Source organism: Streptomyces cavernae, assembly GCF_004023625.1.
Classification (GTDB): Bacteria; Actinomycetota; Actinomycetes; order Streptomycetales; family Streptomycetaceae; genus Streptomyces; species Streptomyces cavernae.
Genome location: NZ_RPDJ01000031.1, coordinates 116,887 through 139,881, shown reverse-complemented (window position 1 = coordinate 139,881; position 22,995 = coordinate 116,887). Strand labels below are relative to the sequence as shown.

The following is a 22,995-nucleotide window of genomic DNA, read 5'->3' as shown; positions in this document are numbered from 1 at the left end:
GTTATGCGCTTGATGCGGCGGTTGATTCGTTGCTGAGGTCGAGGGTGGGGGCGAGGGCGAAGCCCTTCTCGGCGAGCCGGCGGAGTTTGGTGGCGTGCCGCTTGGTCACGCCCTTGGCCCGTGCGCGGGCGAGTTCCTCGCGGCGCTTGCGGTCGGCCTCGGCCTTACGGCGGGCGGCCTCTATGCGCTGCTGGACGATGTCGTTGACGTTCATGGATGGCGGACTCCTTCGGGGCGGGCCGTTTCTACTAGCGCCAGTAGAAATGGCCTGAGCTGGGACTTTGCTCGGTCGGGAAAAGGTCGCGGGATGCTGGTGGGTGGCCGGCCCGGTTCCCGCGGGCCGGCCGTTTGTGTGTGCGGGTTAGAGCCAGTTGAGGTGCCGGCCGGGCGCGTCGTAGGCGCGGATGCCGTCGGGTCGAAGGCGTTCCGTCAACGCGAAGTAGAGGTCGTGGCTGGCTTGGTGGCGGTGCTTGTCGCAGACCACGATGCACAGCGGGTCACCGTTGGGGTTCTTGACGAAGTGCAGGCCGAGTCCGGTGTCGTCTTCGGTGGCCGCGTCGACGGCGAGAGTCGCAAGGGTCGCGGGCCTGGTGCAGCCGTCTGGCTCCTGGCAGGGGAGGCCCTTGATGAGCCGGGGGATTCGCTCCACGCGGGTTTGGAAGATGGCGTATCCGTGGTCGCGGATGTCGTCGCCGAGTGGGGCGGATGTGCCGGGGGTGAGGGTGCGTTCGGTCATGCTGCTGGTCCTCCTTCGGGTGTGACTTATGGGACGTGCAGGGATGGGTGAGGTGGGGTGCGCTCACGTTCCACCCCTCTTTAGAGGGGGGTGGAAACGTGAAGCTGGGAGCGTGAAGCGCGTGAAGTACTGCGTGAAGCTGTGACCTGCGGAGACTCTTCGAGCGTGAAGCGCGTGTGGGCACCGTGAGGCTTCACGCTGAAATGGCCGCGTGAAGCAATTCGTGAAGCTGGACGCCCGCCTCACGACGCCTGCCGCAGCTGGAGGTAATAGGTCGCCGGACTGGTCTTCGAAGGACCGTCGTGCCGGATCAGATGGCCAGCCTCCCGGAGGGCCTCCAGCTTCCGTCGAGCCTTCTCGACCTGGGCCGCGCTCGGCTTGCTCGTGTCGAACAGCGACTCGGCTGCACGGCGTGCTGTGAGTCCCTCGGCACCGCCGGTACGAACAAGGTCGAACAGGTCGGTTGTGTGCTGGACGCTCGAGATGCCCGTCGGGTGGTCGTGTACGACGCGGAACGGGCCGACCTCGTTCATGGGCTGCTTGAGGTGGCGGAACGAGACGACCGGGTCTCCGGGCTCGCCGTACAGGGAGATGATCGAGCCGCTGCCGGATGTGAGCCAGACCGAGCCGTACACGTCGGCGATGGTGTTGGGCTCGCCGCCGTTGGTTCCTGCTTTGCGGTTGTGGTGCAGCTCGAGGACTTGGACGCCCGCGGCCAGTGCGCGTTGCCGGGCACGGTTCCAGCCCGCTCCGACGGGGTCCTCGGACAGGCCGATGGCGGCGTCCTTAAGGCTGTCGACGACGACGGTGTCCGCTTTGGCTCGCTCGCACATGGCGGCGAGAATGTCCGTGCGCTTGGCCATGTCGAAGGGTGGCGGCCCTTTCCAGACGACGAGGTTGTCGTCGAGGAGTTCGCGGCTGTCCTTGGCGAAGAGCCGGTTCGCCGCCCGTTGGGCCTGTGCCGGCCGGTCCATGGCCAGGTACAGGACGCGTTGCCCCTTGGCCACGGGGAAGCCGAGCACTTCGGTCTGAAGCCCGAGGCGGGCGCGAACGAGTTGGAAGGCGACCGTCGTCTTTCCGACGCCCTGCGGTGCGGCGATCATCAGCGCTTCCCCTTCGGCCCACAGGACGTCACCGCCTGCTCCCCAGATGGCAGGCGGGGTGTCGGGGACGTCGAGGACGAACGAGCCGCCGGTGATGAACGCCTTCGGCAGGTCGTCGCTCTCGTCGTTCGCCTCGGCCTCGGCGTGGGCGTCGCTTTCGTCTTTGACGTCGTCGGCCCATTCCGGATTGGTGGTCATGCGCCCACCGCCTCATCCCCCGGGTACGGGATGGGAGCCCACACGTTGAGGAATTCGGAGTCGGTGTGTCCGGCGGCGAAGTGGTCGGCGGCGTCTTTGCCTGTGCGGGCCTGGACGACGTACACCGAACGGGCCACGCCGCGGAGGGTGTCGACGACGTGCTCGGCATGGCGACGGCCGGGAATGTCCCGGTCGGCAACGATGGTGACGTCCGCGCCGCGGAGGAACTGGGCGTGTTCCTCTGTCCACTTGCCCGCGCCGGCCGCGTTGCAGGTGGCCTGTAGGCCGTGATCGACGAGCGCGTGGACGTCCTTCTCGCCCTCCGCAATCCAGATGACGCGGTCCTCGGCGATGGCCTTGAGGATTTCGGGGAGCCGGTAGGGGACGATCCTGACGAGCCGGTTGCCTTGCTGATCGTTGAGGGACCAGCGGCGCCCGGACTTGGCGCTGTTGTCGGGCCGCCACTGGGCGAAGCACTTGTGGTCGCAGCGGGTGACGCCGTGCACCACGGCGCTGCGTTCGTCGCGGTAGACGTACTGGGCAACCCGTTTGTGACCGCGGTCGCGGCATGGGATCCAGGTGTCGTCGGCGGCCCGGTCCTGCTGCTCGAGGGGCTCGTCGTACAGGTCGGCCTCGGTCCAGCCGATCGCGTCGAGGAAATCCTTGTTGCCCTGGCACTTGTGGCAGAAGATCACGACGCCACCGTTGTTGCCTCGCCGGATCGCGACGGTGCCGGGAGCGTCGCCGTCATGGCAGATGCCCTGCGTGCGCAGCGCCCCGCCTTGATAGCGGGTCGGCACGCCGCGGTCACGGAGCAGGTCCGCGAGACGGTTGAAGGCGATGCTCACTCTTCGGTCTCCGTGCTGTTGAGGACGGCGATGACGCCGTCGGCGAGGTAGTTGACGTCTGCGATCCAGCGGCGCGCGCACAGGCGCACGGCGCGTGCGTTGGGTTGTTCGGCGAGGTGGCAGCGGATGCTGTCGATGACGAGTTCGCGGCGGGCATGCTCGCGAATCCACTGCTCGCGGAGCTGTTCGGCCGCTGCGGGGTCCGGCCATTCGCCGGGGCGGCGGTCGCTGCCGTCGACTACGCTGGTAGTGGATGTGGTTGACGCTGTTGCGGGCGTCGGGTTGGGGTCCGGAGCTAGAGCGAGCTCCGGGCCCTTTTCTCGTTCCTGCACTTCGGTTGTCCGTTCGCGAGGCGAGGCCGGGTGCGGGTTGTGGCCTTACGGTTCGCGGCCTCGCGAGTGGATGTGAGCCTGTCGTTCAGGCGGCTTCGAGGAGCTGGATCAGCGACGCGGTGACGACTCGGTGGCGGGCGCCGAAGCTGAGGACCTTGACGGGTGCCTCACCGCGTTTGATCAGCTCGTACATCTGCGACTTTGAGATGCCGATGGCGCGGGCTGCGTCGGGTACGCCGACAGCGGCCGGCCATCCGCGGATCTCGTCGAGAGTGGGACATGGGCGGCCCTGAGACGGTGGGGTGCTCATGACGCGGCCCGCGTGCCCTGGTCGGCGCGGAGGCGTTCGACGTAAGCCTTCAGCGCATCGAGAGGGATACGGCGGGAACGGCCGATGAGTACGGATTCCAGCTCGCCCGTGGCCATGAGCTCGAAGATCTTTGACCGCCCCAGGTCCATTCGGTCTGCGGCGCGCTCTGGAGACAGAAGGAGCTGCGTGTCTTCTGGCATGGGTGCTTCCTTTAAGGGTCCCGAAGATCCGCGAAACTTACGCGGCTTCTGAGTTGCAGCTAAGCACGCTGAAGTCCGTCCGCGCAAGTACGCAAACTTACGCGGTGGACCTCGATGGACTTGTGCGGACACCTGCGCGTCTCTACGGTGGGCCGCATGTACGTCCAAGAAACGGGAGCCCTGGGTTGGTTCGAGGTCGCCTCTCCCGACGTCGTTCCCCGCCTTCTGATCAAGGCTGTCGAGAGGGATGGGCGGTGGGTGGTCGGGAAACTGATCGTGATCGGCGAGGCTCTGGACTCGGCCGCGCTGAAGTCGATCCCCATCGCCCGCATTGAGTCCCTGCTCAACACGCGCACGGTCGGCGCAGCCCTGACCGCGAGGCAGTCAGGCATCGGAGAAGGCTTCCCGGAATGGTTGCCGTCATATCGGGAGGAATTCGAGCAAGTGGACGCTGCTCTTGCGGCGTACCTTGACCGTTCACCTCAGCCGAGTTTTCCCCCGATTGAGGCCGGCGCGACGTCGAAGCGTGAACCGCTCTCACGCCCGGACGGGGCCGACCCGGACGCCTTCTACCGCAGGGTTGCCGAGGTCTATAACGACGCCGTTCGCGAGACTTCGGCGCCGGCCAAGGTGCTCGCCGAGGAAGCCGGCGTACCAACGACAACAGTTCACCGCTGGATCTTCGAGGCCCGGCGCAGAGGTTTTCTGCCGCCAGCTCGGAAGGGCCGGGCGGGCTAGCCGCGAGAGCGGGAGGGGGAGTGCATGGCCGAGATCAAGAAGGTCACCCTGCAGAACGGCAAGATCCGGTACCGGTTCGTGATTGACGTAGGCCGCGACGAGAACGGCAAACGCAAGCAGCTCACGGTCACCAAGGACACGAAGAAGGAAGCCGAAGCGGAATACGCCCGCATCCGCCACCAGCGGAACGCGGGCACTTTCATCGTCCCCAGCAAGATCACGGTGGGGGAGTGGGTCGACGAGTGGTTCGCCAAGAAGAAAGAGGACCTGGAAGCCACCACGATCCCCAACTACGAGACGCAGCTGAGCTACATCAAGAACCGCCTCGGCGCCAAACGGCTCCAGGAGCTCACGGAGGACGACTGCATCGCCTTCGTGCAGTGGCTTCTCACCGAGGGACGCCGGCGGCCCGTCATCGTCTTGACCGGGGACCCCGAGAGCCCGGTCGAGACGCTCACCGGACTGCGGCCCAGCAGCGTCGACACCGTCCTCGCGCGGCTGAAGGAGATCCTCGGCCGCGCGTTCGTGCGGCAGATGGTTCGGGCGAACGTCGCCGAGTATGTCCACGTTCCCAAGCAGGCCCGCAAGCAGGACCGACGGCGCCACCCCAAGGCGAAGCCGTGGAGCGTGACCGAGGTCCAGCGGTACGTCTCCGGCATCCGCGACGACCGGCTCTGTGCGCCGCTCATGGAATCGCTGATGGGTATGCGGCCCGCCGAGGTCGCGGGCCAGCGGTGGGACGAGGACGTCGACCTGGTGCAGGGGACCGTGTCGGTGCTCAACACCAGGACCATGGTCCGCAACCACTACACCGTGGAGAAGGACACCAAGACCACCAGCGGCGAGCGCACCTTGCCGCTGCCGCGGCTGGTGTGGGACGCGCTGAAGGGCTTCAAGGCGCTCCAGGCGCGCGAGCGCCTCGCGGCCGGCGAGGCGTACACCCCTTCGGGGTACGTCCTAGTGGATGAACTTGGGGTGCCGCTGAATACCCGAGCTCTGCGGGAGCGCGCCTGCGAGCTGATGGAGGGGCTCGGCCTGCGCCGGGTGCGCCTGTACGACGCGCGCCACGCAGTGCTGAAGTACCTCGCCGTCAACGGTGTCTCCGACGTCGTCCTTGCGGCGTGGGCGGGTCACACGAATGCGGCCTTCACCAAGGCCAGGTACGTCGCTCCGGACGCCGAGGATCTCCGCTCGGCAGCCGCCGCGCTTGACGGTCTTCACGGGCTGGGGTGAGAAATTGTGAGAGAAACACGTGAGAGGCAGGGTCGATATGGCATCTGACCTGCACCTAAGCAGATCGTCGCAGATCCATGTATCGATTCTGCGGACTCGAGCCCTGTTTCGCCCGATGTAAGAGGCGGTGAGAAATGTGCGAAGAATGACGGTGGCCTCTAGCGTGGTCGCATGACAGCTGCGGTGGAGTTGGAGGTGGGCGAGCGGACGGTACGCCTGTCCAGCCCGGACAAGGTCTTCTTCCCGGAGCGCGGCTTCACCAAGCTGGACCTCGCCCGGTACTACATCGCCGTCGGCGACGGCATCCTCCGCGCCCTGCGCGACCGCCCCACCACATTGGAGCGCTACCCGGAGGGCGTCACCGGCGAGTCCTTCTTCCAGAAACGGGCGCCCAAGAACATGCCCGACTGGATCCCCACCGCCCACATCACCTTCCCCAGCGGGCGCAGCGCCGACGAGATGTGTCCCACCGAGCCGGGCGCCGTGGTGTGGGCCGCCCAGTTCGGCACGCTCACCTTCCACCCCTGGCCGGTACGCCGCGCCGACGTCGACCACCCCGACGAACTCCGCCTCGACCTGGACCCGCAGCCCGGCACCGACTACGCCGACGCGGTCCATGCCGCCCACGAACTGCGCGCGGTCCTCGACGAGTTCGGCGGACTGCGCGGCTGGCCCAAAACCTCCGGCGGCCGCGGACTGCACGTCTTCGTGCCCATCGAACCGCGCTGGACCTTCACCCAGGTCCGGCGCGCCGCCATCGCCGTCGGGCGGGAGCTGGAGCGCCGGATGCCGGACCATGTGACGATCAAGTGGTGGAAGGAGGAGCGGGGCCGGCGCATCTTCCTCGACTACAACCAGACCGCGAGGGACCGAACGATCGCCTCCGCCTACTCGGTGCGCCCCCGCCCGCACGCCCCGGTCTCGGCCCCGCTGCGCTGGGACGAGGTGGGTGAGGCGCACCCCCGGGACTTCGACATCGCGTCCATGCCCGCGCGCTTCGCCGAACTCGGCGATGTGCACGCGGACATGGACGACCACGCCTTCTCCCTCGACGCCCTGCTCGAACTCGCCCGCCGTGACGAGCACGACCATGGACTCGGCGATCTGCCGTACCCGCCCGAGTACCCGAAGATGCCGGGCGAACCGAAGCGGGTCCAGCCGAGCAGGGCGAAGCGGGCGGGGCCGCCGGCCACTTGAGCCCGTGTGCCCGAAAGGCCACGTGAGCCCGGTGTCGCCGACGGTCCCTCCACACCTGCGACTCGGCGCCTACAACTCCTTGATCCGGATGTCCCGGTACGACACCACGTCCGACGTGCCGTGCACCTGGAGCCCGAGGTAACCGGAGGCGAACCGCCGCCCGTCCGTGCCCGGGTCGTCCGAGCGGGGCGGGGTGAAGTCCTGACCGCCGGTGTTGTCGAACTCGTTGATCAGGACACCGTTGCGGAAGACCTGATAGTGCTGGTCGACCACCCGGATCTCGTAGTCGTTCCAGGTCCCCTTCGGAGTGACGCCCGCACCGGCCAGTCCCACACGGTCGAAGCCGTACACCGAGCCCGTCTTGTACATGTCGCCGTCGGGACGGTCGAAGACCTGCACCTCATGGCCGTACTTGATGGCGACCCACTCCGGCCGCGACTCCTCCGGATGGCCGTGGACCCCCGGGAAGCGCACGAACACACCGGAGTTGGCGTTCCCGGTGCCCGGCGCGTCGTCACGCCACTGCAGCCTGAGCGAGAAGTCGCCGTACTTGCGCTGCGGGAACCACAGCATGCCGAGGCCGTCCCGGGAGGTACCGGAGGTCATCGTGCCGTCCGCGTTCAGCCCGAACGAACCGCCGCCCACGTGCTCCCACTTGGCGAACGACTCCGCCGAGCCGTCGAAGATCGGACGGTAGCCCTCGTTCTGCCCGGGTTCGCCGATGCCCGACTCCTTCGCCGCCTCATTGATCAGGCCGTGCTCGCGCTGGTCGACCACACCGGCGTCGAGGAGCTGCCCGGCGACCGTCCGCACGTGCTTGAGGAACAGCGCCTGCGACGTCCACTCCTTCTCGTCCTCGATCAACTCGTTGATCCGGCACCGGCTGTTGGTGACCCGGTTGGGCACACCCGTGTCGACCGTGCCGACGATCACCGTCAACCGCTCGTCGAACTCCGGGCAGTTGGGTGCGGGCACCTGACCCCCGGGCGCGATGGTGAAACTCACCGTGCGCGGCTGCGCCGTGTTGCCGGCCTTGTCGCGGGCCCGGTAGGTCACCGAGTGCGTGCCCGCACGACCCACCACCACGGGCGTGGTGTACTCGATGTACGGTCCGCCGTCGAGCGAGTACTCGATCGTGGCGAGCCCCGAACCGCCCGTGTCGGTCGCGCTCAGGGTCACCTTGGCGGTGTTCACATACGCCCCGGCCGAGTTCCTGACGCCCTCGACACTCGCCCCGGTCACCGGCGGTGTCGTGTCCGAGACGGGCGGCTCGACCACGGTGAAGGTGACGCTCTTCTCCGCGGCGGTGTTGCCGGCCTTGTCGGTGGCCCGGTAGCGGACCTGGTGCGTCCCGGTCTCGTGCACCATCACCGGAGCCGTGTACGTCCGCCAGGCACCCGAACCGATCGCGTACTCGATGGAGTTGACGCCCGAGCCGGTGTCGGAGGCGGTGACGGTGACGGTCGCCATCGACACGTACTCGCCCTTGTCGTTGCGCTCGCCGCTCACGGTCGCCGACGTCTCCGGCGGTGTGGTGTCATCCGTGGGCCGCGCCACCACCGTGAACTCGGCCGCCTTCTCGGCCGCCGTGTTGCCGGCCCTGTCGACCGCCCGGTAGCGCACCTTGTGGGTGCCGACCTGGTCGATCACGACGGGCGTGGTGTACGGCTGCCACGGGCCCGTGTCGCCGACCGCGTACTCGACGCGCTCGACACCGGAGCCGGAGTCGGTGGCGCTCACCGCCACCGTCGCCGCACCGACGTACGCGCCGTCGGCGTTCCGTGAGCCGCTCACCTCGGCGGAGGTCTCGGGCGCGGTGGTGTCCTCGCCGCCGCCCTCGGTCACCACGAGGATGCCCTGCATCTGCCCGTGCCCGGGGATCGTGCAGTAGTAGCGGTAGCGGCCCGGGGTGAGGGTGACCTCCGCGGTGTACTTGCCGCCCTGACTGTCGTTGGGATTCGCCAGGATGTTCAGCTGGACGTCGTTGTTGTACTCCGGATCGGACACGTCGAACGTCAGCGTGTGCGGCATGCCCATCGTGTTGCCGGTGGCCGCGCTGTTCTCGAAGACGATCGTCGTGGCCCCCGCCACCGCGGTCTGCGGCGCGGACGTGTACCGGGTGATGTCGTCGCCGGCGGTCCACGTCAGCACCTGAGCGGCGGTGGCCGACGGACCGTCGTCGCCGTCCTCACGGCCCGCGGCCGCCGGCGCCGACAACAGCCCGAGCACCATCAAAAGGGCGGCCAGTACGGCCGTCCACAAGCGTCTGTCCGGCATCACCGGCCCCCTCCGACGAGCTGATCGGCGGCCGGTGTCGGACCGCCGCCCTGATAGGTCACCCGCCACAGCGCCGACTTGGCGTCCGAGGTGAAGAAGCCGCGCCCGTAGTCGAGGACGTAGAGCGCGCCGTCCGGACCGAACTTCCAGTCCATGAGGTTCTTGATGCCGTCGTTGCCGATCGGCACGATCTTCTTCAGCGACTCGGAGTGCACGGGCAACCCGCCGTCACCGACGGTCCTGGGATCGGTGAGCACCGCGTTGCGCGGCTGGTCGGCGTCGTAGAAGTCCCCCACGAACCACTTCCCGTCCCAGTACGACGGCCACTTGGTGCCGCTCGCGCTCGCCGCGTCGTACCGGTAGACCGGCCCGTTCATCGCGGCCTGCCCGCCGCCCTTGAGCCACGGCAGCCGGTAGGTGGCCTCCTCCTTCTTGTACGAGGGGATGCCACTCGCGTCGCGCGGGTAGTCCGGCGCGCCGCCCTGCGGTGAGTACCAGATGTTGTTGCCCGTGACCGGCGGCAGGTTGACCAGTCCGTCGTTGTTCGGGGACTCGTTCTTCGGGCGGTCGCAGTCGTACCAGCCGAGCGGCTGCGACGGGTCCGGCAGATTGCGGTCGCGGTAGGGCTGCTTGTTGCCCATGCAGTACGGCCAGCCGCGGTTGCCCGCCTTGGTGATGGCCGCGAACGTGTCGTACTTGGCCGGGCCCCAGGTGGTGGACGGCTCGCTCGCGTCCGGGCCGACCCAGCCCGCGTACAGGATGTCGGTCTTCCTGTCGACGAAGATCCGCGCCGGGTTCCTGACCCCCATCACATAGATCTCACCGCGCGTCTTGCCGCCGCCCTCGGCGGTCTCCTTGCCGGTGAAGAGGTTCCCCTCGGGAAGCGTGTACGTCCCGTCCGGCTCCGGGTGGATGCGCAGGATCTTGCCGTTGAGGTTGTTGGTGTTGCCCGCGGTCCGGCGGGCGTCCGCGAAGGAGACGCCCTTGTAGGTGGGCTGCGGGTTGTTGCCGGAGTAACCGCCGCTGAACCCGCTGGAGTTGTTGTCACCGGTCGCGATGTAGAGGTTGCCCTTGGAGTCCCAGGCCATCCCGCCACCCGAGTGGCAGCAACTGTGGATCTGCACCGGCCACTTGAGGAGGACCTTCTCACTGCTCAGGTCCAGCTTGTTGGTGGCGGGGTCGAGGGTGAAGCGGGAGACGCGGCGCTCCGCCATCCGGGTGTCGCGGTTGATCCCGGAGTGCGGTGTGTAGTGCAGATACACCCACCCGTTCCGCGCGAACGAGGGATCGAGCTCGATACCGAGGAGTCCCTCCTCCACCTTCGTCAGCTCATCGCCGCCGCCCTTGTTGCCGAAGACGGTGAGTCCCGCGGCGAGGGTGACCTTCTTCGTCCTCGGATCGTAGACGTGGACCTCGCCGGTGCCCTTGCCGATGTCCGGGTTGTTCCAGTCGGTGATCACCGGCCGGGAGGAGTCCGCTCCGCCGCGGCCGATGTAGAGGACCCGGCCGTCGGGCGCGGTGACCAGCCCGTGCGGCTCGCCGATCTGGTCGTTCTGCCCGGCCTGGTTGGGCTGGGTGAGCCGCTCCGCCTTGTAGTTGGCGGTGATGGTGGCCTTGCAGTCGGCCTGTGCCAGCCGGCTGGTCCACAGCAGGGCACCGCGCAGATGGGACCGGAAGTCGCTCTCGTCGTACGAGGACACCGTGCCACCCATGCCGGTGTAGAAGGAGCGTCCGCCGTCGTAGTCGCGGCACCAGCTGACCGGATGGTCCCAGCCGTTGCCGCTCGCCCCCGGCTGGTAGGTGGACTCGCGCACCCGGGCCACGGTGTGCACATCACCGGACGGGTTCTTCGCCCAGTTGAGCCATTTGTCGGGGCGCTTCCACTCCAGCGGCAGGTCCTTGGTGGCCGGATGCTGCCGGTCGCCCACCTCGACGGTCGCGCGCTGCACCGTGGTGGGGCTGGTCGTGGCCGGACGGGCACCGATCAGCCCCGTGAACCAGGTGGAGTACGGCTCGGCGCGCGCCGCGTCGTGGACACCCACGAATCCGCCGCCGGCCTCCATGTAGGCCTCCAGGCCCGCCTCCTGTTCGGGGTCGAGGACGTCGCCCCCGCCGGTCAGGAAGACCACGGCGTTGAACTCGCCGAGCCTGTCCTCGTCCGTGAAGACCGAGGCGTCGTCCGTGGCCTCGACCTGGAAGCGCTGGGCCGCCGGACCGGTTCGTCCGATGCTCTCGATCGCCTCGATCCCGGCGTTGACGACGGGGGACTCCTCCCCGGCCGCCCCGGAACCGTAGTAGATCAGCACCTGTGGGCCCGCGCCGCCCGGCGGCGAGGTGATCGACATCGTTGTCACATCCGGCTCGGGCGCTGGGCGCGCACTGGCGGTGGGGCCCGTGAGGACCCCCGCGGTGACGAAGCCGGCGGCCAGCGCGGCGGTCCAGGCGCGTCTGGCCCTGCTCAACCCTCTTACTGATAAGGGCTTTTGATGCGGTGTCAACCGCATGTGGTCACCCACCCCTCGTTGGTCACAGCAATAGCGCCAAGGAAGCTAGACCTCTTTGCCTGGTTCGCCAATAGGTATGACCGGGATGGCATGAACTTTGTCCTGGGTGTGGAAAAACGAGGGGTGCGCGGTTACCGTCTCACAGGCTTGTCTCCGTCAATTCCGTAGCAGGGTGGGGAGTTCGGCATGGAGGGCACGGACGGTCTGGACAGACGCGGCTTCAACCGGCGGATGCTGCTGGGCGGGGCCGCGACGGTCGCGGGCGTGACATCGTTGTCCCTCGCCTCGGCGCCGGAGTCGGCGACCGCGGCCGGGGCGGTACGCACGGCTCCGGCGGGCGGCAAGGTGAAGTACATCAAGATGTACGCCGAGAAACTCCCGGACGGACAGCTGGGCTACGGGCTGGAGAAGGGCAAGGCGTCGATTCCGGGCCCGCTGATCGAACTCAACGAGGGCGACACCCTGCACATCGAGTTCGAGAACACCCTGGACGTGCCGGCCAGTCTGCACGTCCACGGCATGGACTACGAGATCACCAGCGACGGCACGAAGCTCAACAACAGCGACGTCGAACCGGGCGGCACCCGCGCCTACACCTGGCGCACCCACGCCCCCGGCCGCCGCAAGGACGGCACCTGGCGGGCAGGCAGTGCCGGGTACTGGCACTACCACGACCATGTCGTCGGCACGGAACACGGAACGGGCGGCATCCGCAAGGGACTCTACGGCCCGGTGATCGTCCGCAGACAGGGCGACATCCTCCCCGACAAGACGTTCACGATCGTCTTCAACGACATGATGATCAACAACCTGACGGCTCATCAGGGCCATGAGGGCCACAAGGGGCCGGACTTCGAGGCCACGGTGGGCGACCGGGTGGAGATCGTCATGATCACGCACGGCGAGTACTACCACACCTTCCATCTGCACGGACACCGCTGGGCCGACAACCGCACGGGGATGCTGACGGGACCCGACGACCCGAGCCAGGTCATCGACAACAAGATCGTGGGCCCGGCGGACTCCTTCGGCTTCCAGGTGATCGCGGGGGAGGGCGTGGGCGCCGGGGCGTGGATGTACCACTGCCACGTCCAGAGCCACTCGGACATGGGGATGGTCGGCCTGCTCCTGGTCAGGAAGACGGACGGCACGATTCCCGGGTACGCGGGGCGGAGTCACTGACGCCACCGCGGGGACCTCCGTCACCGCGCACCATCACCGACCGTGGCGACCCCGTGGTCACCCCTCACCGCCGGGCTTGCGCCAGATCATGATCTCGGTGGCGGGAAGGCGCTCCGAGAAGCGGTTGTCGGGTGACTCCTCCCGCAGCACCGCGCGCAGGTCCCGCTCGAAGTCCTCGAGGCCGGCGCCGAACAGATGCGGGGCGGAGTCGGACCGGGAGAACGCCCACGCCACGAGGTCGTCCGCGGTGCGGTCGACCACGTCCCCGGCCGGCACGACATGCCGTTCGAAGCGCTCGAAACCGGCTCGGGCCAGCACGAGATCCTCCCGGCCCGGTGTGCCGTTGACGAGGGTTCCCTGCCCCGCGCGGCGTACCGGGCCCAGGTACCGGCGCACCAGGTCCGCGATCCGGGCGTACGGGGGAGCGGGCAGCGGCAGCGGCGTCGGGTCGGGTGGCGCGTTCTTGAAGTCGCTGATGTGGACGAAGGCGCCGTGCGGTTCGAGCATCTCCAGCACGGTGGCGGCGACACGATCGCGATCCGTCCAGTGGAAGGACTGGGCGAACGCCACGACCCGGAACTCACCCAGCCCGGCCGGCAGGTCCTCCGCACGGGCGGCCACCCAACGCACGTTGCTCACCCGCCGACGCCGCGCCCGCCGTTCGGCCTCCGCGAGCATGTCCTCGTCCGGGTCGGCGCCGACCACCTCGGCGAAGTACCGCGCCAGGGGCAGCGTCACGATGCCCGGCCCGCAGCCGACGTCGAGGAGCCGGCCCCGGCCGTCCAGACCGAGGGCCGTCGCCACTGTCCCGGCGAAGCCCGGAGCGTACGGCAGCCGCCCCCGCTCGTAGTAGGCCGCGCTGCCCTGGAAGAGGGTACGGTCCCACTGCCACCCATCAGGCATTCCCATCCACTTCCCGAGTCGTCGCCGGCGTAGGCACCGACGCTACCGGGCGGCAGCGGACCGGGGCAGGAGCCGACGGTCTGTCGGCCACGAGCGACCCGCACAGCAGCGGAGAGCGGTTGAAGAACGGTCCAGGAGCAACTCAGGAGCGATTCAGGAGCGGTTCAGGAGCGGTTCAGAGAGCGCTCTCACCTCCCCGTCGGCGGGGCTATCCTGATCACCCACCGCCGAGGAGGAGTTCCACCGTGAGGGAGACAGCGCCGCGCCCCACACTGGAGGCCGTGGCCGCGCGGGCCGGGGTTTCCCGGGCCACGGTGTCGCGCGTCGTCAACGGTGGCGAAGGCGTGCGCGAACCCCTCGTCTCCCGGGTGCGCAAGGCGGTGGAGGAACTCGGGTACGTGCCCAACCAGGCCGCGCGCAGCCTGGTCACCCGGCGGTACGACGCCGTCGCCGTCGTGATCGCCGAACCGGAGACCCGCGTCTTCGCCGATCCCTTCTTCGCCCTGCAACTGCGCGGCATCAGCCGGGAGCTGACCGCCCACGACACCCAGCTGGTGCTGCTGCTCACCGAGGGGCGCGAGGACCACGCGCGCGTCGGCCGCTACCTCGCGGGCGGCCACGTCGACGGCGCGCTCGTCTTCTCGCTGCACCTCGACGACCCGCTGCCCGGGCTGATCCACGGCGCCGGGGTGCCCACCGTGTTCGGCGGGCGGCCCGGCTGGGCGGACGGCGCGCACAGCGCCGTGTACGTCGACAGCGACAACCGCGGCGGCGCGCGGGAGGCCGTGACCCATCTCGTCGGGCTCGGCAGGAGGCGGATCGCGCACATCACCGGCGCCCTCGACCAGACCTCCGCGGCCGACCGGCTCGACGGGTTTCGCGATGTGATGGCCGACGCCGACCCGCGGCTGATCGCGGAGGGCGACTTCACCCCGGCGGGCGGCGAACGGGCGATGCGGCAGCTGCTGCGGCGGTGTCCGGATCTCGACGCGGTGTTCGCCGCCAACGACCTTTCCGCCTCGGGTGCCCTGCGGGTGCTGCGGGAGCACGGGCGGCGGGTGCCCGAGGACGTCGCCGTGATCGGCTTCGACGACATGCTGCCCGTCGCCGAACAGACCGATCCACCTTTGACGACGGTCCGTCAGGACATCGAGGAGATGGGGCGGTTGATGGCGCGGCTGCTGCTGCGGGGTCGGGGGGACCGTGCCGCGGAGGCGGGCGTGGCGGGCGGGTCGGCCGGCGTGGTCCTGCCGACGACCCTGGTGCGACGCGCCTCCGCCTGACCGGAGCCACCAGGGGCGCAGAGAGCGTGAACACGTCAAACATTGGCGGGGGTCGGGTGGCGCTGAAAGAACCTTGAACTGAACCTGTTCACAACTTGACGGGGGAGCGCGCGGCCGGGGCCACCCCCGGCCGCGGACCGGGCGGCGAGTGTCAGTGGGCGGTGCAAGACTCAGGAAGTCAGAGGAACGGGAATCCTCGGAGGAGGGCACCATGCTCACCACCCGTTACGTCACCGGCGCTCCGAACTGGGTCGATGTCGGCACCCCCGACATAGAGGGCGCCAAGTCCTTCTACGGCGGTCTCTTCGGCTGGGAGTTCCAGGCCGGGGGACCGGAGGTCGGCGGTTACGGCATGTTCCGGCTGGCCGGCAGGATCGCCGCAGGCGGCATGCAGGTCCCCACCGACCAGGGACAGCCCGCCTGGACGGTCTACTTCCAGACCCCCGACGCCGACTCCACGGGCAAGGCGGCCGAGCAGGCCGGGGGCACCGTGCTGATGCAGCCCATGGACGTCCTGGACCAGGGCCGGATGGCCATGCTCGGCGACCAGGCCGGGGTGCCGTTCGGCGTCTGGCAGCCGGGCGCCAACACGGGCCTGGAAGTGGCCGGCGTGCCCGGTTCGCTCTGCTGGATCGAGCTGTACACCCCGGATGTGGCCACGGCTGCGGACTTCTACGCCTCGGTGTTCGGTATGGAGACCTCCGAGGTCTCCTTCCCGGGAGGCATGTACACCTGCGTCAACCCCGCGGAGGGCGGGCCGGACGCCATGTTCGGCGGGATGGTCCCGCTGGCCGGTGACCCGAGCGAGGCGGAAGCGGGGGCGTACTGGCTGCCGTACTTCGAGGTCACGGACACGGACGCGACGGTCGCCAAGGCCGAGCAGCTGGGCGGCAAGGTACGGATGGCACCCACGGACCTGCCGGAGGTGGGGCGCATGGCGAAGCTGGCGGACCCCTACGGCGCCCGGTTCGCGGTGATCAAGAGCGCACAGCCGGGGAGCTAGTGCCGCAACAGGCAACGTTCGCGCCGTCGCGACGCCCGGGACGCCCTCTCACCGCACCGGCCGAAAGCCCAAGTACGTCCAGTACGAGGACTTCCGGCCGGCAGGCGCCACTTCCGACACAGGCCCTAGCCCCCAAGGGCCTCCGGAGGCCCTCCGGAGGGCCTCCGGGCGCCGGCCGTGGGGGAGCCGCGGGCGCCCGGCCGCTCAGGGCCCCTCAGGGCCGCTGAGGCGGCCGGTGAGCAAGCGCCTCTGGCGCGCCGTCGTGCGCGAGTACGGTGCGTGGGTCCATCATGGCGACCCGTCATCGTCACCCCGCACGGCGGCGCCCGGGACGGTGTGAACCCCGGTCCACCGGGGAGAAGCGGTCGGACGGCGGGTAAACGCTGCGCTTATCGGTCGTTGATTCCTTGTTTTTCGGTGCGCGGCACGATCTCCGACATGCACAAGGACAGCATCACCGCGCCCGGCATCGCCTGGCAGGAGCAGGCACTGTGCGCGCAGACCGGAAGCGACTTCTTCTTTCCCGAACCGGGGAGCTCGGTGCGGGAGGCCAAGCGGATCTGCGGCTTGTGCGAGATCCGGGCCGAGTGTCTCGAGTACGCGCTACGCAATGACGAAAGGTTCGGCGTCTGGGGCGGCCTCTCCGAGAAGGAGCGGCTCGGCCTGCGGCGCGCCGGCGACAGCTGAGTGGGTGCCCACGGGGGGCGCCCACTCCGCCGTACATCCCGGAGCACCGCAGACCGCGCATGCCCCACAACACGCCGCCCACTGCGGGGTCCGCCCGCCGCAGGGTCCGGGCGCTGCAGGGTCCAGGCGGCGCAGATCCGGGCGCCGCAGGTCTGGGTGCCCACCGCCCGGCACCTTCCGCGACACGCCGCCCCGCTGCAGGGTCCGCCCACGCAGGGCCCTCCCGCGGCCGGTCCGGGCGCCGTAGGTGCTGGTGGTCGCCGGGCGACTCCGCAGCACGCCCGCCTGGTTCGGGGGCCCAACGGGGCCGGGCGCCTGCCGGGCACCTTCCGCGACAGGCCGCCCGCGCAGGGCTCGCCGCGCAGGGCCCGCCCGCCGCAGAGGTCCGGGCGCCGCAGATCCGGGCGCTCGCCGGGCGACTCCGCAGCACGCCCGCCTGGTTCGGGGGCCCAACGGGGCCGGGCGCCTGCCGGGCACCTTCCGCGACAGGCCGCCCGCGCAGGGCTCGCCGCCGCAGGGTCCGCCCGCGCAGGTCCCAGGCGCCGCATGTGCGGGTGCCCGCCGGGCGCCTCCGCAGCACGCCCGGTCCGGGCTCCCCGGGTCCGGGCGCCCGCCGGACCCCTCCCGCAGCACGCCGCCAGCCGCACACCCCCCGCTGCACACCGCCGTCGTCGGTGGCGGGCATCGGGAAAATCGGTACGGCGCCCCGGCCCCGGCAGGCACAATCCCCCTCATGCTCAGCACCCCCCAGCAACAGGCCGAGGCTCTGCTCAACGCCCTCGATCCGCTTCCCTACAGCCGGCGCATGCGCGAACTCGTCTCCTGGGCGCGGGAATCCACCGAGCTGCGGCCGGTCCTGGACGAACTCGACGTGCGGGGCCCCTCTGAACGCGGAATCGCCGTCGTCGCGGCGGCGGCCGGCCGTGACACCGACTGGATCGCAGGGCACATCGCCGATCCCGACTCGTTCGTACGCAGGCACGCACTGCGTGTCGCCGACAGCCTCCAGGTACCCGACGACGTCTATGCGTCAGCGCTCGTCGACGCGTCCGAAGCCGTACGCCGGGACCTGCTGGAGGCCGTCGCCCGCGGACGACGCAAGGCACTCGCGGACCGGCTCGTCGACACAGTGCGCGCCGACTGGGGCGACACGCAGGCGGCCCGGCTGCTGCCGGGCTGTTCCTCGCTGACCGTGGCCCGGCTGCTTCCGGAGCTGTTCCACGCCGTACGGGGCTGGCAGCCCCTCGGCAAGCGGCACCCCGGGGCCCTGCTCGACGTGGTCGAAGGGGAGTTGACCGGGCTGCCCGAGTCGTTGCGCGAGACCTGGTGGCGGCGGTACGCGCGGGCCGTCGAGGTGACCGTGCATGCTGATCCCCTCCGCGTACTGGAACTGGTGGAACGCCGAGGGCCGACCGAGCTGCCGCACGAACTGGTGCCGCACCTGGGGACGTTCGCGAACGTGGCGCCCGCCCAGGTGCTCCGGATGATGCTCGACGGCGTCTACGACCTGGGGCGCTGGTTCCCGCGCCCCACGGCACTGCGCAGGCTCGTCCGCTCCGGCGCCGCGGAACTCGCCCCGCTGGGCGGGATGCTGGCCGAGCGGAGCGATCATCTCGCGCAATTCGTCAAAGCGTTGCCGCCCGCGGAGCGGCACGCCTTCTACACGGCGTCGATCCAAGGCCGCGGCGATGCCCACACGGACGTCGACTCCGTCATCCTCGAAGCACTGCCGCGCAGTTGCGTCGCCGAGGAGGCCCGCCGGATGGCCGACGCGGCCCGCGAGCGCGGATCGCTGTGGAGCACCGTCCTGCTAGCCGAGTCCTTCCTGCCCGTCACCGAGGTGCGCGACCGGCTCGTCGAAGCGACCCGCCGCCCGCTCGCCGACGACCGGGCCGAGGCCTGGCCACTGCTGATCCGCAACGCCGCGCGCTCCGGTCGACCGGACGCCGTCACCGCGGTGTTGGAGGACATGGCGCGGCTGCGCAACGAACAGGACCCGGTGCGTGCGCCCGCCCTGCACGCGCTCGCCGACACCCACCCCGCCCTGTTCACCGAGGACGCCGAGCCGCACCTGGACCGGATAGCCGCCGACGCCGTCGAGGCGCGGGACTCGTCGCCGTGGACCCGACAGGAGCTCAGCCGGCTCGCGTTGTCCGTGCTGCGCGAGCACGCGGCGGGCAGGAGCCGGGAGTTGGTCAACTGGGCGCTGCGCACCCTGGTCCGGATCTCCGGCAGTACCGGCGGCGCCGACCTCGGCCGGCTCGACCGGACCCTGCGCCGCGGCCAGGAGCACCAGGTGTACGAGGCGCTGCGGCCGTGGATCGAGGCCGGCGCCGAAAAGGCCGACTACAGTCTGACGTTCGCGCTCGCCCGGGCCGTCGGACGGCGTGCCGCGGGCATGGCGGAGCTACAGGAACTGCTGTGGCAGGCGATCCGCTACGGCAACGACACCACCGTGCACCGCGCGGTGGAGCTCTGGCTGGAGCCGCCCGCCACCCGGGACGAACGTGTCGCCCGCATCCTCGCCCAGGACGCCTCCGCCGGGGCGCTCTCCGCGGTGTGCGCCACCGTCACCCGGCGCCGCACCGACCTGCTCGACGTGCTGCTCGCCGACACCCCGCCGTACGGCCGGTTCCTCACCAAGGGCAGCCCCTGGTACGTGCCCGTCGACGGGTACGTACGGCGCTGGGCTCCCCGCCAGCAGCGGGCCGTGCTGCGGCAGCTGACCGAGACCGCCGCCGACGCCGGGCTGCCGGACCACACCCGCGCCACGGCGATCGCGCGCGCCGCCGTCGTACCGTCCGGCGGCCCGGAACTGATCCGCAGGTGGGCCGACGCGCCGAACGTGGTGCTCGCCGAGGCGGCCCTCGTCGCGCTCGCCCGCATCGACCGGCCCGGTGACGTCGTGCCGGAGCTGCTCGCGCACGCCGGTGGCGATCGCGCCCGGGTCGCGGTGTACGCGGCCACCCATGCGTCCCTGCACGTGCCGCCGTCGGTGCTGGCGGGGCAGTTGCGGGAGGTGTTGCTCGCGCCGGGCGCCAAGGTCACCGGCCGTAAGGAGGCCGCCCGGCTGGCCGCGGCGCGCCTGCCCGTGCCGCAGGCCGCGGAACTGCTAGCCGAGGTGTACGCCGACGCGCACCGGGACGTCCGCGCCGCCTGTGTCACCGCCGCGGGCGCCCTGCTCGCCGACGACCGGGCCTGGACACTGCTGCGCGACGCGGCCCGCGGCGAACCGGTGCTGCGCACGGCGGTGCTGCGTACCCAGCCGCTCGACCTGGCGGAGCCGTACCGCGAGCGCTACGCCCGTCTCGTGCGGGAGGCGTCCGACACCGACGACCCACAGACCGCGACGCTCGCCTTCGAGGCCCTGGCCGACTGGACCCCGTGGTCCCCGGACGCCCCGCTGGTGCTCGCCGGGGCGACCACGGACCTGACGAACCGCGAGACCTGGCGGGCCGCGGCCGACGGTCTGGTGACGGCCGCCGTCGGGGCGGCGCACGGGGTGCGGGGCCTGGAGCAGGCGCTGACGGAACTGGCGGAGGCGGAGGAGGGACCCGACGCCGAGGAGCGGCGGGACCGCCCGGCCCGCCGCCGCGTCGAACACCTCGTCGAACTGCTGGGCCTTCGGGCCTGGAGCGCCCCGGGTCCCGTCCGGGCCGCCGCGCTCGCCGCGGGTGAGGTGCTCGCGCGCTACGACGCGTTCGTACCGCAGGCCGCCGCCTTGCTCGCAGGCCACCTCGACCTCGACTCCGAGCCGCACGCGGTGGATACCGCACTGGACCGGCTCGCCGTCCTCACCGACGGACGGCCCGCACTGACGGGTTCGATCGCGCGGGCGCTGAGCGCGCGGATGCAGCGGCAGACCCGCCAAGGGGACCCCGACGCCCTGCTGCCGACCGTGCACCGTCTCACCGAGCACGGCGGCTTCGCGGAGGGCCTGCTCGCGGCGGCCCTCACCGACGCTCTCGGCCAACGCACCGGCTGGTCGGCACCCTGGCGTGAACAACTCCGGTCCCTGCGCCGCCACCGGGCACCCGACGTCAGGGATGCCGCGCTGGCCCGGACGACGGCGTTCGAGTGAACACGACGGGGTCGGGACTCGGCGGACGGCTCGCGGGGCCCCGCTGCACACGGCTGTCCCGGCGGCGGGAGCCGCCGGGGCGCGGAGGGCCGACCCCCGGCCCCATCCGGTCGGACCGGCCTGCGGGGCAAGGACCCCGAAGGGCTCCGCCCGGTTACGACGCGGCGCGGGCGGCCATCCGCGCCTTGCGCGCGGCGAGCTTCTCGTCGAACTTCGCGGCCTCGGCATCCAGTCCGCCCATGAACAGACCCAGCTCCTCCTGGGCGCGCTGCCCGTCGGTGCCCAGCCCGTCGATGTCCATGACCTTCAGGAACCGCAGCACCGGCTGGAGCACGTCGTCGTGGTGGATGCGCATGTTGTAGACCTCGCCGATCGCCATCTGCGCGGCGGCCCGCTCGAAACCGGGCATGCCGTGCCCGGGCATCCGGAAGTTGACGATCACATCGCGCACGGCCTGCATCGTCAGGTCGGGCGCGAGCTCGAACGCGGCCTTCAGTAGGTTCCGGTAGAAGACCATGTGCAGGTTCTCGTCGGTCGCGATGCGCGCCAGCATCCGGTCGCAGACCGGGTCGCCGGACTGGTGGCCGGTGTTGCGGTGCGACACCCGGGTGGCCAGTTCCTGGAAGGCGACGTACGCGACCGAGTGCAGCATCGAGTGCCGGTTGTCGGACTCGAAGCCCTCGCTCATGTGGGCCATGCGGAACTGCTCCAGCTTGTCCGGGTCGACGGCCCGGGAGGCGAGCAGGTAGTCACGCATGACGATGCCGTGCCGGCCCTCCTCGGCCGTCCAGCGGTGCACCCAGGTCCCCCAGGCGCCGTCGCGGCCGAAGAGCGTGGCGATCTCGTGGTGGTAGCTGGGCAGGTTGTCCTCGGTGAGGAGGTTGACGACGAGCGCGATCCGGCCGAGCTCGGTGACCTTGGACTGCTCCTTGTCCCAGGCCTCGCCGTCCTCGAAGAAGGCGGGGAAGTTGCGGCCGTCGCCCCAGGGCACGTACTCGTGCGGCATCCAGTCCTTCGCCACCTGCAGATGGCGATTCAGTTCTTTCTCGACAACTTCCTCCAGCGCGTACAGCAGCCGGGCGTCGGTCCAGGTGTTCGACGGGCTGCCGAGGTGGGCGGAGGTGATCGTCACTGGGGCTCCTGGGGGACGAAGAATTCGATTCGCAACTTACGGAATCGTAGGCTACGAATCCGTAGGTTACGAATCCGTAGGTTAAGCGCGCCATAAGGAGCGCTGATCAGCGAGTTCGAAGCTACGTCCCTCCGTACCCCGTCAGCCTACAGACGCCCAGGTGGCGGGCCGAACGAGCGAGCGAGCCGCCCGTTCAGCCGTACAGTTCCCGCAGCCGCACCGAGAGGCACGTCACACAGCCCTCGAGCTTCTCGAACTCACTGATGTCGACCAGTACGGGTTCGTGCCCGAGGTCCGCGAGGAACTCGGCCGTCTTCGGCGCACTGGCCGCCATCAGCAGCTTGCCCCCGCCGAGCAGGACGACATGCGCACCGGACTCCTCGGGGACGTTCAGGAAGCGCGGGAACAGCGACGGGGTGTCCACCATCGGCTCGTGCCCGATGACGGTGCCGTCCGGCAGCGCCGTGACCGCCGACTTCAGGTGCAGCACCTTGCTCACGGGCACGGCGACGACCCGGGCACCCAGCGGTTCGAAGGTCTGGCGCAGCTGCTGCACCCCAGCGGCGTTGGTCCGGCCGCCGCGGCCCACGTACAGCGTGTCGCCGATCTTCAGCACGTCACCGCCGTCCAGGGTGCCCGGCTCCCACACCCAGTTGACCGAGCAGCCGAGGCGGGCGACGGCCTGCTCGACGCCGGAGATCTCGTCGCGGCGGGAGGCGGCCCCCGGCCGGGTGATGAGGGCGACGTTGCGGAACATCACCACCGTGTCCTCGACGAACACGGAGTCCGGGCAGTCGTCGGCAGGCTCGACCTCCACGGTCTCCCAGCCGTGGGCGGCCAGCGCCTCGGCATACGCCTCCCACTGCTCCCCGGCGAGTTCGACGTCGACCGGTTCGCGGGCGATGTGGGTGACGAGGCCCTCGGCCAGACGGGGGCCGGGGCGGCGGATGAGGGCCTTCTTGCTGGGCACGTGTCGGGCTCCGTCTCGGGCGGGGTGTCGTAGGGCGTGGCTGCATCATGCAGCGCACCCCCGACGACGCAAAAGCCC

20 protein-coding genes are annotated in these 22,995 nt (G+C 70.2%); 8 read left to right on the top strand and 12 right to left on the bottom strand.

All coding sequences use genetic code 11. The features are described from left to right. Position 1: 1 nt before the first annotated feature. From EF387_RS34255 to EF387_RS34225, 7 genes are all read right to left on the bottom strand, one after another. Complete coding sequence (locus EF387_RS34255) at positions 2–214, bottom strand: hypothetical protein (protein WP_128380487.1); 213 nt, start codon at positions 212–214, stop codon at positions 2–4. Positions 215–361: 147 nt separating this feature from the next. Then, on the bottom strand, positions 362–736 hold the full coding sequence (locus EF387_RS34250; RefSeq protein WP_128380486.1) for a hypothetical protein: 375 nt from the start codon (positions 734–736) through the stop codon (positions 362–364). A gap of 242 nt (positions 737–978) precedes the next feature. Beyond that, on the bottom strand, positions 979–2,037 hold the full coding sequence (locus EF387_RS34245) for an AAA family ATPase (protein WP_128380485.1): 1,059 nt from the start codon (positions 2,035–2,037) through the stop codon (positions 979–981). Then, the gene (locus EF387_RS34240; protein ID WP_128380484.1) at positions 2,034–2,885 is read right to left on the bottom strand and encodes a toprim domain-containing protein; all 852 of its coding nucleotides are present in this window, start codon (positions 2,883–2,885) and stop codon (positions 2,034–2,036) included. The genes EF387_RS34245 and EF387_RS34240 overlap by 4 nt, the downstream gene beginning before the upstream one ends. Next, positions 2,882–3,217 (bottom strand): hypothetical protein, encoded by a 336-nt coding sequence (locus EF387_RS34235; RefSeq protein ID WP_128380483.1) that lies wholly within the window; start codon positions 3,215–3,217, stop codon positions 2,882–2,884. The genes EF387_RS34240 and EF387_RS34235 overlap by 4 nt, the downstream gene beginning before the upstream one ends. Before the next feature lie 85 nt (positions 3,218–3,302). After that, a complete protein-coding gene (locus EF387_RS34230) occupies positions 3,303–3,527 on the bottom strand; it encodes a helix-turn-helix transcriptional regulator (RefSeq protein ID WP_128380482.1) in 225 nt (74 codons plus the stop codon). Next, a complete protein-coding gene (locus EF387_RS34225) occupies positions 3,524–3,727 on the bottom strand; it encodes an excisionase family DNA-binding protein (RefSeq protein WP_128380481.1) in 204 nt (67 codons plus the stop codon). Before EF387_RS34225 ends, EF387_RS34230 begins: the two co-directional genes overlap by 4 nt. Positions 3,728–3,883: 156 nt before the next feature. Here EF387_RS34225 and EF387_RS34220 point away from each other — a divergent pair, with 156 nt between their 5' ends. From EF387_RS34220 to ligD, 3 genes are all read left to right on the top strand, one after another. Then, positions 3,884–4,465, top strand: a complete 582-nt coding sequence (locus tag EF387_RS34220; RefSeq protein WP_128380480.1) for a hypothetical protein — start codon at positions 3,884–3,886, stop codon at positions 4,463–4,465. Between the two features lie 24 nt (positions 4,466–4,489). Continuing rightward, positions 4,490–5,698 carry a site-specific integrase gene (locus EF387_RS34215; RefSeq protein ID WP_128380479.1) on the top strand — a complete coding sequence of 403 codons (1,209 nt, stop codon included), beginning with the start codon at positions 4,490–4,492 and terminating at the stop codon, positions 5,696–5,698. Between the two features lie 171 nt (positions 5,699–5,869). Further along, positions 5,870–6,895 carry a non-homologous end-joining DNA ligase gene (ligD, locus tag EF387_RS34210; protein WP_128380478.1) on the top strand — a complete coding sequence of 342 codons (1,026 nt, stop codon included), beginning with the start codon at positions 5,870–5,872 and terminating at the stop codon, positions 6,893–6,895. A gap of 69 nt (positions 6,896–6,964) precedes the next feature. Here ligD and EF387_RS34205 read toward each other — a convergent pair whose 3' ends face one another. Together EF387_RS34205 and EF387_RS34200 are read right to left on the bottom strand one after the other, a co-directional pair. Beyond that, complete coding sequence (locus tag EF387_RS34205; RefSeq protein ID WP_202918449.1) at positions 6,965–9,172, bottom strand: OmpL47-type beta-barrel domain-containing protein; 2,208 nt, start codon at positions 9,170–9,172, stop codon at positions 6,965–6,967. Then, positions 9,172–11,676, bottom strand: a complete 2,505-nt coding sequence (locus EF387_RS34200) for a ThuA domain-containing protein (RefSeq protein WP_202918448.1) — start codon at positions 11,674–11,676, stop codon at positions 9,172–9,174. Before EF387_RS34200 ends, EF387_RS34205 begins: the two co-directional genes overlap by 1 nt. A 186-nt stretch (positions 11,677–11,862) precedes the next feature. Here EF387_RS34200 and EF387_RS34195 point away from each other — a divergent pair, with 186 nt between their 5' ends. Continuing rightward, positions 11,863–12,858 (top strand): multicopper oxidase domain-containing protein, encoded by a 996-nt coding sequence (locus EF387_RS34195; RefSeq protein WP_128380477.1) that lies wholly within the window; start codon positions 11,863–11,865, stop codon positions 12,856–12,858. Between the two features lie 57 nt (positions 12,859–12,915). On the opposite strand, the gene EF387_RS34190 is transcribed toward EF387_RS34195, so the two are convergent. After that, positions 12,916–13,761, bottom strand: coding sequence for a class I SAM-dependent methyltransferase (locus EF387_RS34190; RefSeq protein WP_128380476.1), 846 nt, complete (start codon positions 13,759–13,761; stop codon positions 12,916–12,918). A gap of 245 nt (positions 13,762–14,006) precedes the next feature. On the opposite strand from EF387_RS34190, the gene EF387_RS34185 reads away from it, so the two are divergent. The 4 genes from EF387_RS34185 (at position 14,007) to EF387_RS34170 (ending at position 20,815) form a co-directional block, all read left to right on the top strand. Continuing rightward, positions 14,007–15,044, top strand: coding sequence for a LacI family DNA-binding transcriptional regulator (locus EF387_RS34185; RefSeq protein ID WP_128380475.1), 1,038 nt, complete (start codon positions 14,007–14,009; stop codon positions 15,042–15,044). A gap of 211 nt (positions 15,045–15,255) precedes the next feature. Then, positions 15,256–16,047 (top strand): VOC family protein, encoded by a 792-nt coding sequence (locus EF387_RS34180; RefSeq protein WP_128380474.1) that lies wholly within the window; start codon positions 15,256–15,258, stop codon positions 16,045–16,047. Positions 16,048–16,485: 438 nt separating this feature from the next. Next, positions 16,486–16,734, top strand: a complete 249-nt coding sequence (locus tag EF387_RS34175) for a WhiB family transcriptional regulator (RefSeq protein WP_202918447.1) — start codon at positions 16,486–16,488, stop codon at positions 16,732–16,734. 733 nt (positions 16,735–17,467) lie between these two features. Continuing rightward, a complete protein-coding gene (locus EF387_RS34170) occupies positions 17,468–20,815 on the top strand; it encodes a hypothetical protein (protein ID WP_128380472.1) in 3,348 nt (1,115 codons plus the stop codon). A 154-nt stretch (positions 20,816–20,969) separates the two neighbouring features. Here EF387_RS34170 and EF387_RS34165 read toward each other — a convergent pair whose 3' ends face one another. Together EF387_RS34165 and ddaH are read right to left on the bottom strand one after the other, a co-directional pair. Further along, on the bottom strand, positions 20,970–21,947 hold the full coding sequence (locus EF387_RS34165; protein ID WP_128380471.1) for an acyl-ACP desaturase: 978 nt from the start codon (positions 21,945–21,947) through the stop codon (positions 20,970–20,972). A 193-nt stretch (positions 21,948–22,140) separates the two neighbouring features. Then, complete coding sequence (ddaH, locus tag EF387_RS34160; protein WP_128380470.1) at positions 22,141–22,917, bottom strand: dimethylargininase; 777 nt, start codon at positions 22,915–22,917, stop codon at positions 22,141–22,143. Positions 22,918–22,995: the final 78 nt, after the last annotated feature.

Coding starts and splice junctions, on each gene's coding strand:
- ligD (WP_128380478.1), top strand. CDS start 5,870: ATGACAGCTGCGGTGGAGTTGGAGGTGGGCGAGCGGACGGTACGCCTG.
- EF387_RS34255 (WP_128380487.1), bottom strand. CDS start 214: ATGAACGTCAACGACATCGTCCAGCAGCGCATAGAGGCCGCCCGCCGT.
- EF387_RS34180 (WP_128380474.1), top strand. CDS start 15,256: ATGCTCACCACCCGTTACGTCACCGGCGCTCCGAACTGGGTCGATGTC.
- EF387_RS34215 (WP_128380479.1), top strand. CDS start 4,490: ATGGCCGAGATCAAGAAGGTCACCCTGCAGAACGGCAAGATCCGGTAC.
- EF387_RS34225 (WP_128380481.1), bottom strand. CDS start 3,727: ATGCCAGAAGACACGCAGCTCCTTCTGTCTCCAGAGCGCGCCGCAGAC.
- EF387_RS34175 (WP_202918447.1), top strand. CDS start 16,486: ATGCACAAGGACAGCATCACCGCGCCCGGCATCGCCTGGCAGGAGCAG.
- EF387_RS34205 (WP_202918449.1), bottom strand. CDS start 9,172: ATGCCGGACAGACGCTTGTGGACGGCCGTACTGGCCGCCCTTTTGATG.
- EF387_RS34200 (WP_202918448.1), bottom strand. CDS start 11,676: ATGCGGTTGACACCGCATCAAAAGCCCTTATCAGTAAGAGGGTTGAGC.
- EF387_RS34195 (WP_128380477.1), top strand. CDS start 11,863: ATGGAGGGCACGGACGGTCTGGACAGACGCGGCTTCAACCGGCGGATG.
- EF387_RS34190 (WP_128380476.1), bottom strand. CDS start 13,761: ATGCCTGATGGGTGGCAGTGGGACCGTACCCTCTTCCAGGGCAGCGCG.
- EF387_RS34220 (WP_128380480.1), top strand. CDS start 3,884: ATGTACGTCCAAGAAACGGGAGCCCTGGGTTGGTTCGAGGTCGCCTCT.
- EF387_RS34245 (WP_128380485.1), bottom strand. CDS start 2,037: ATGACCACCAATCCGGAATGGGCCGACGACGTCAAAGACGAAAGCGAC.
- EF387_RS34170 (WP_128380472.1), top strand. CDS start 17,468: ATGCTCAGCACCCCCCAGCAACAGGCCGAGGCTCTGCTCAACGCCCTC.
- EF387_RS34250 (WP_128380486.1), bottom strand. CDS start 736: ATGACCGAACGCACCCTCACCCCCGGCACATCCGCCCCACTCGGCGAC.
- EF387_RS34230 (WP_128380482.1), bottom strand. CDS start 3,527: ATGAGCACCCCACCGTCTCAGGGCCGCCCATGTCCCACTCTCGACGAG.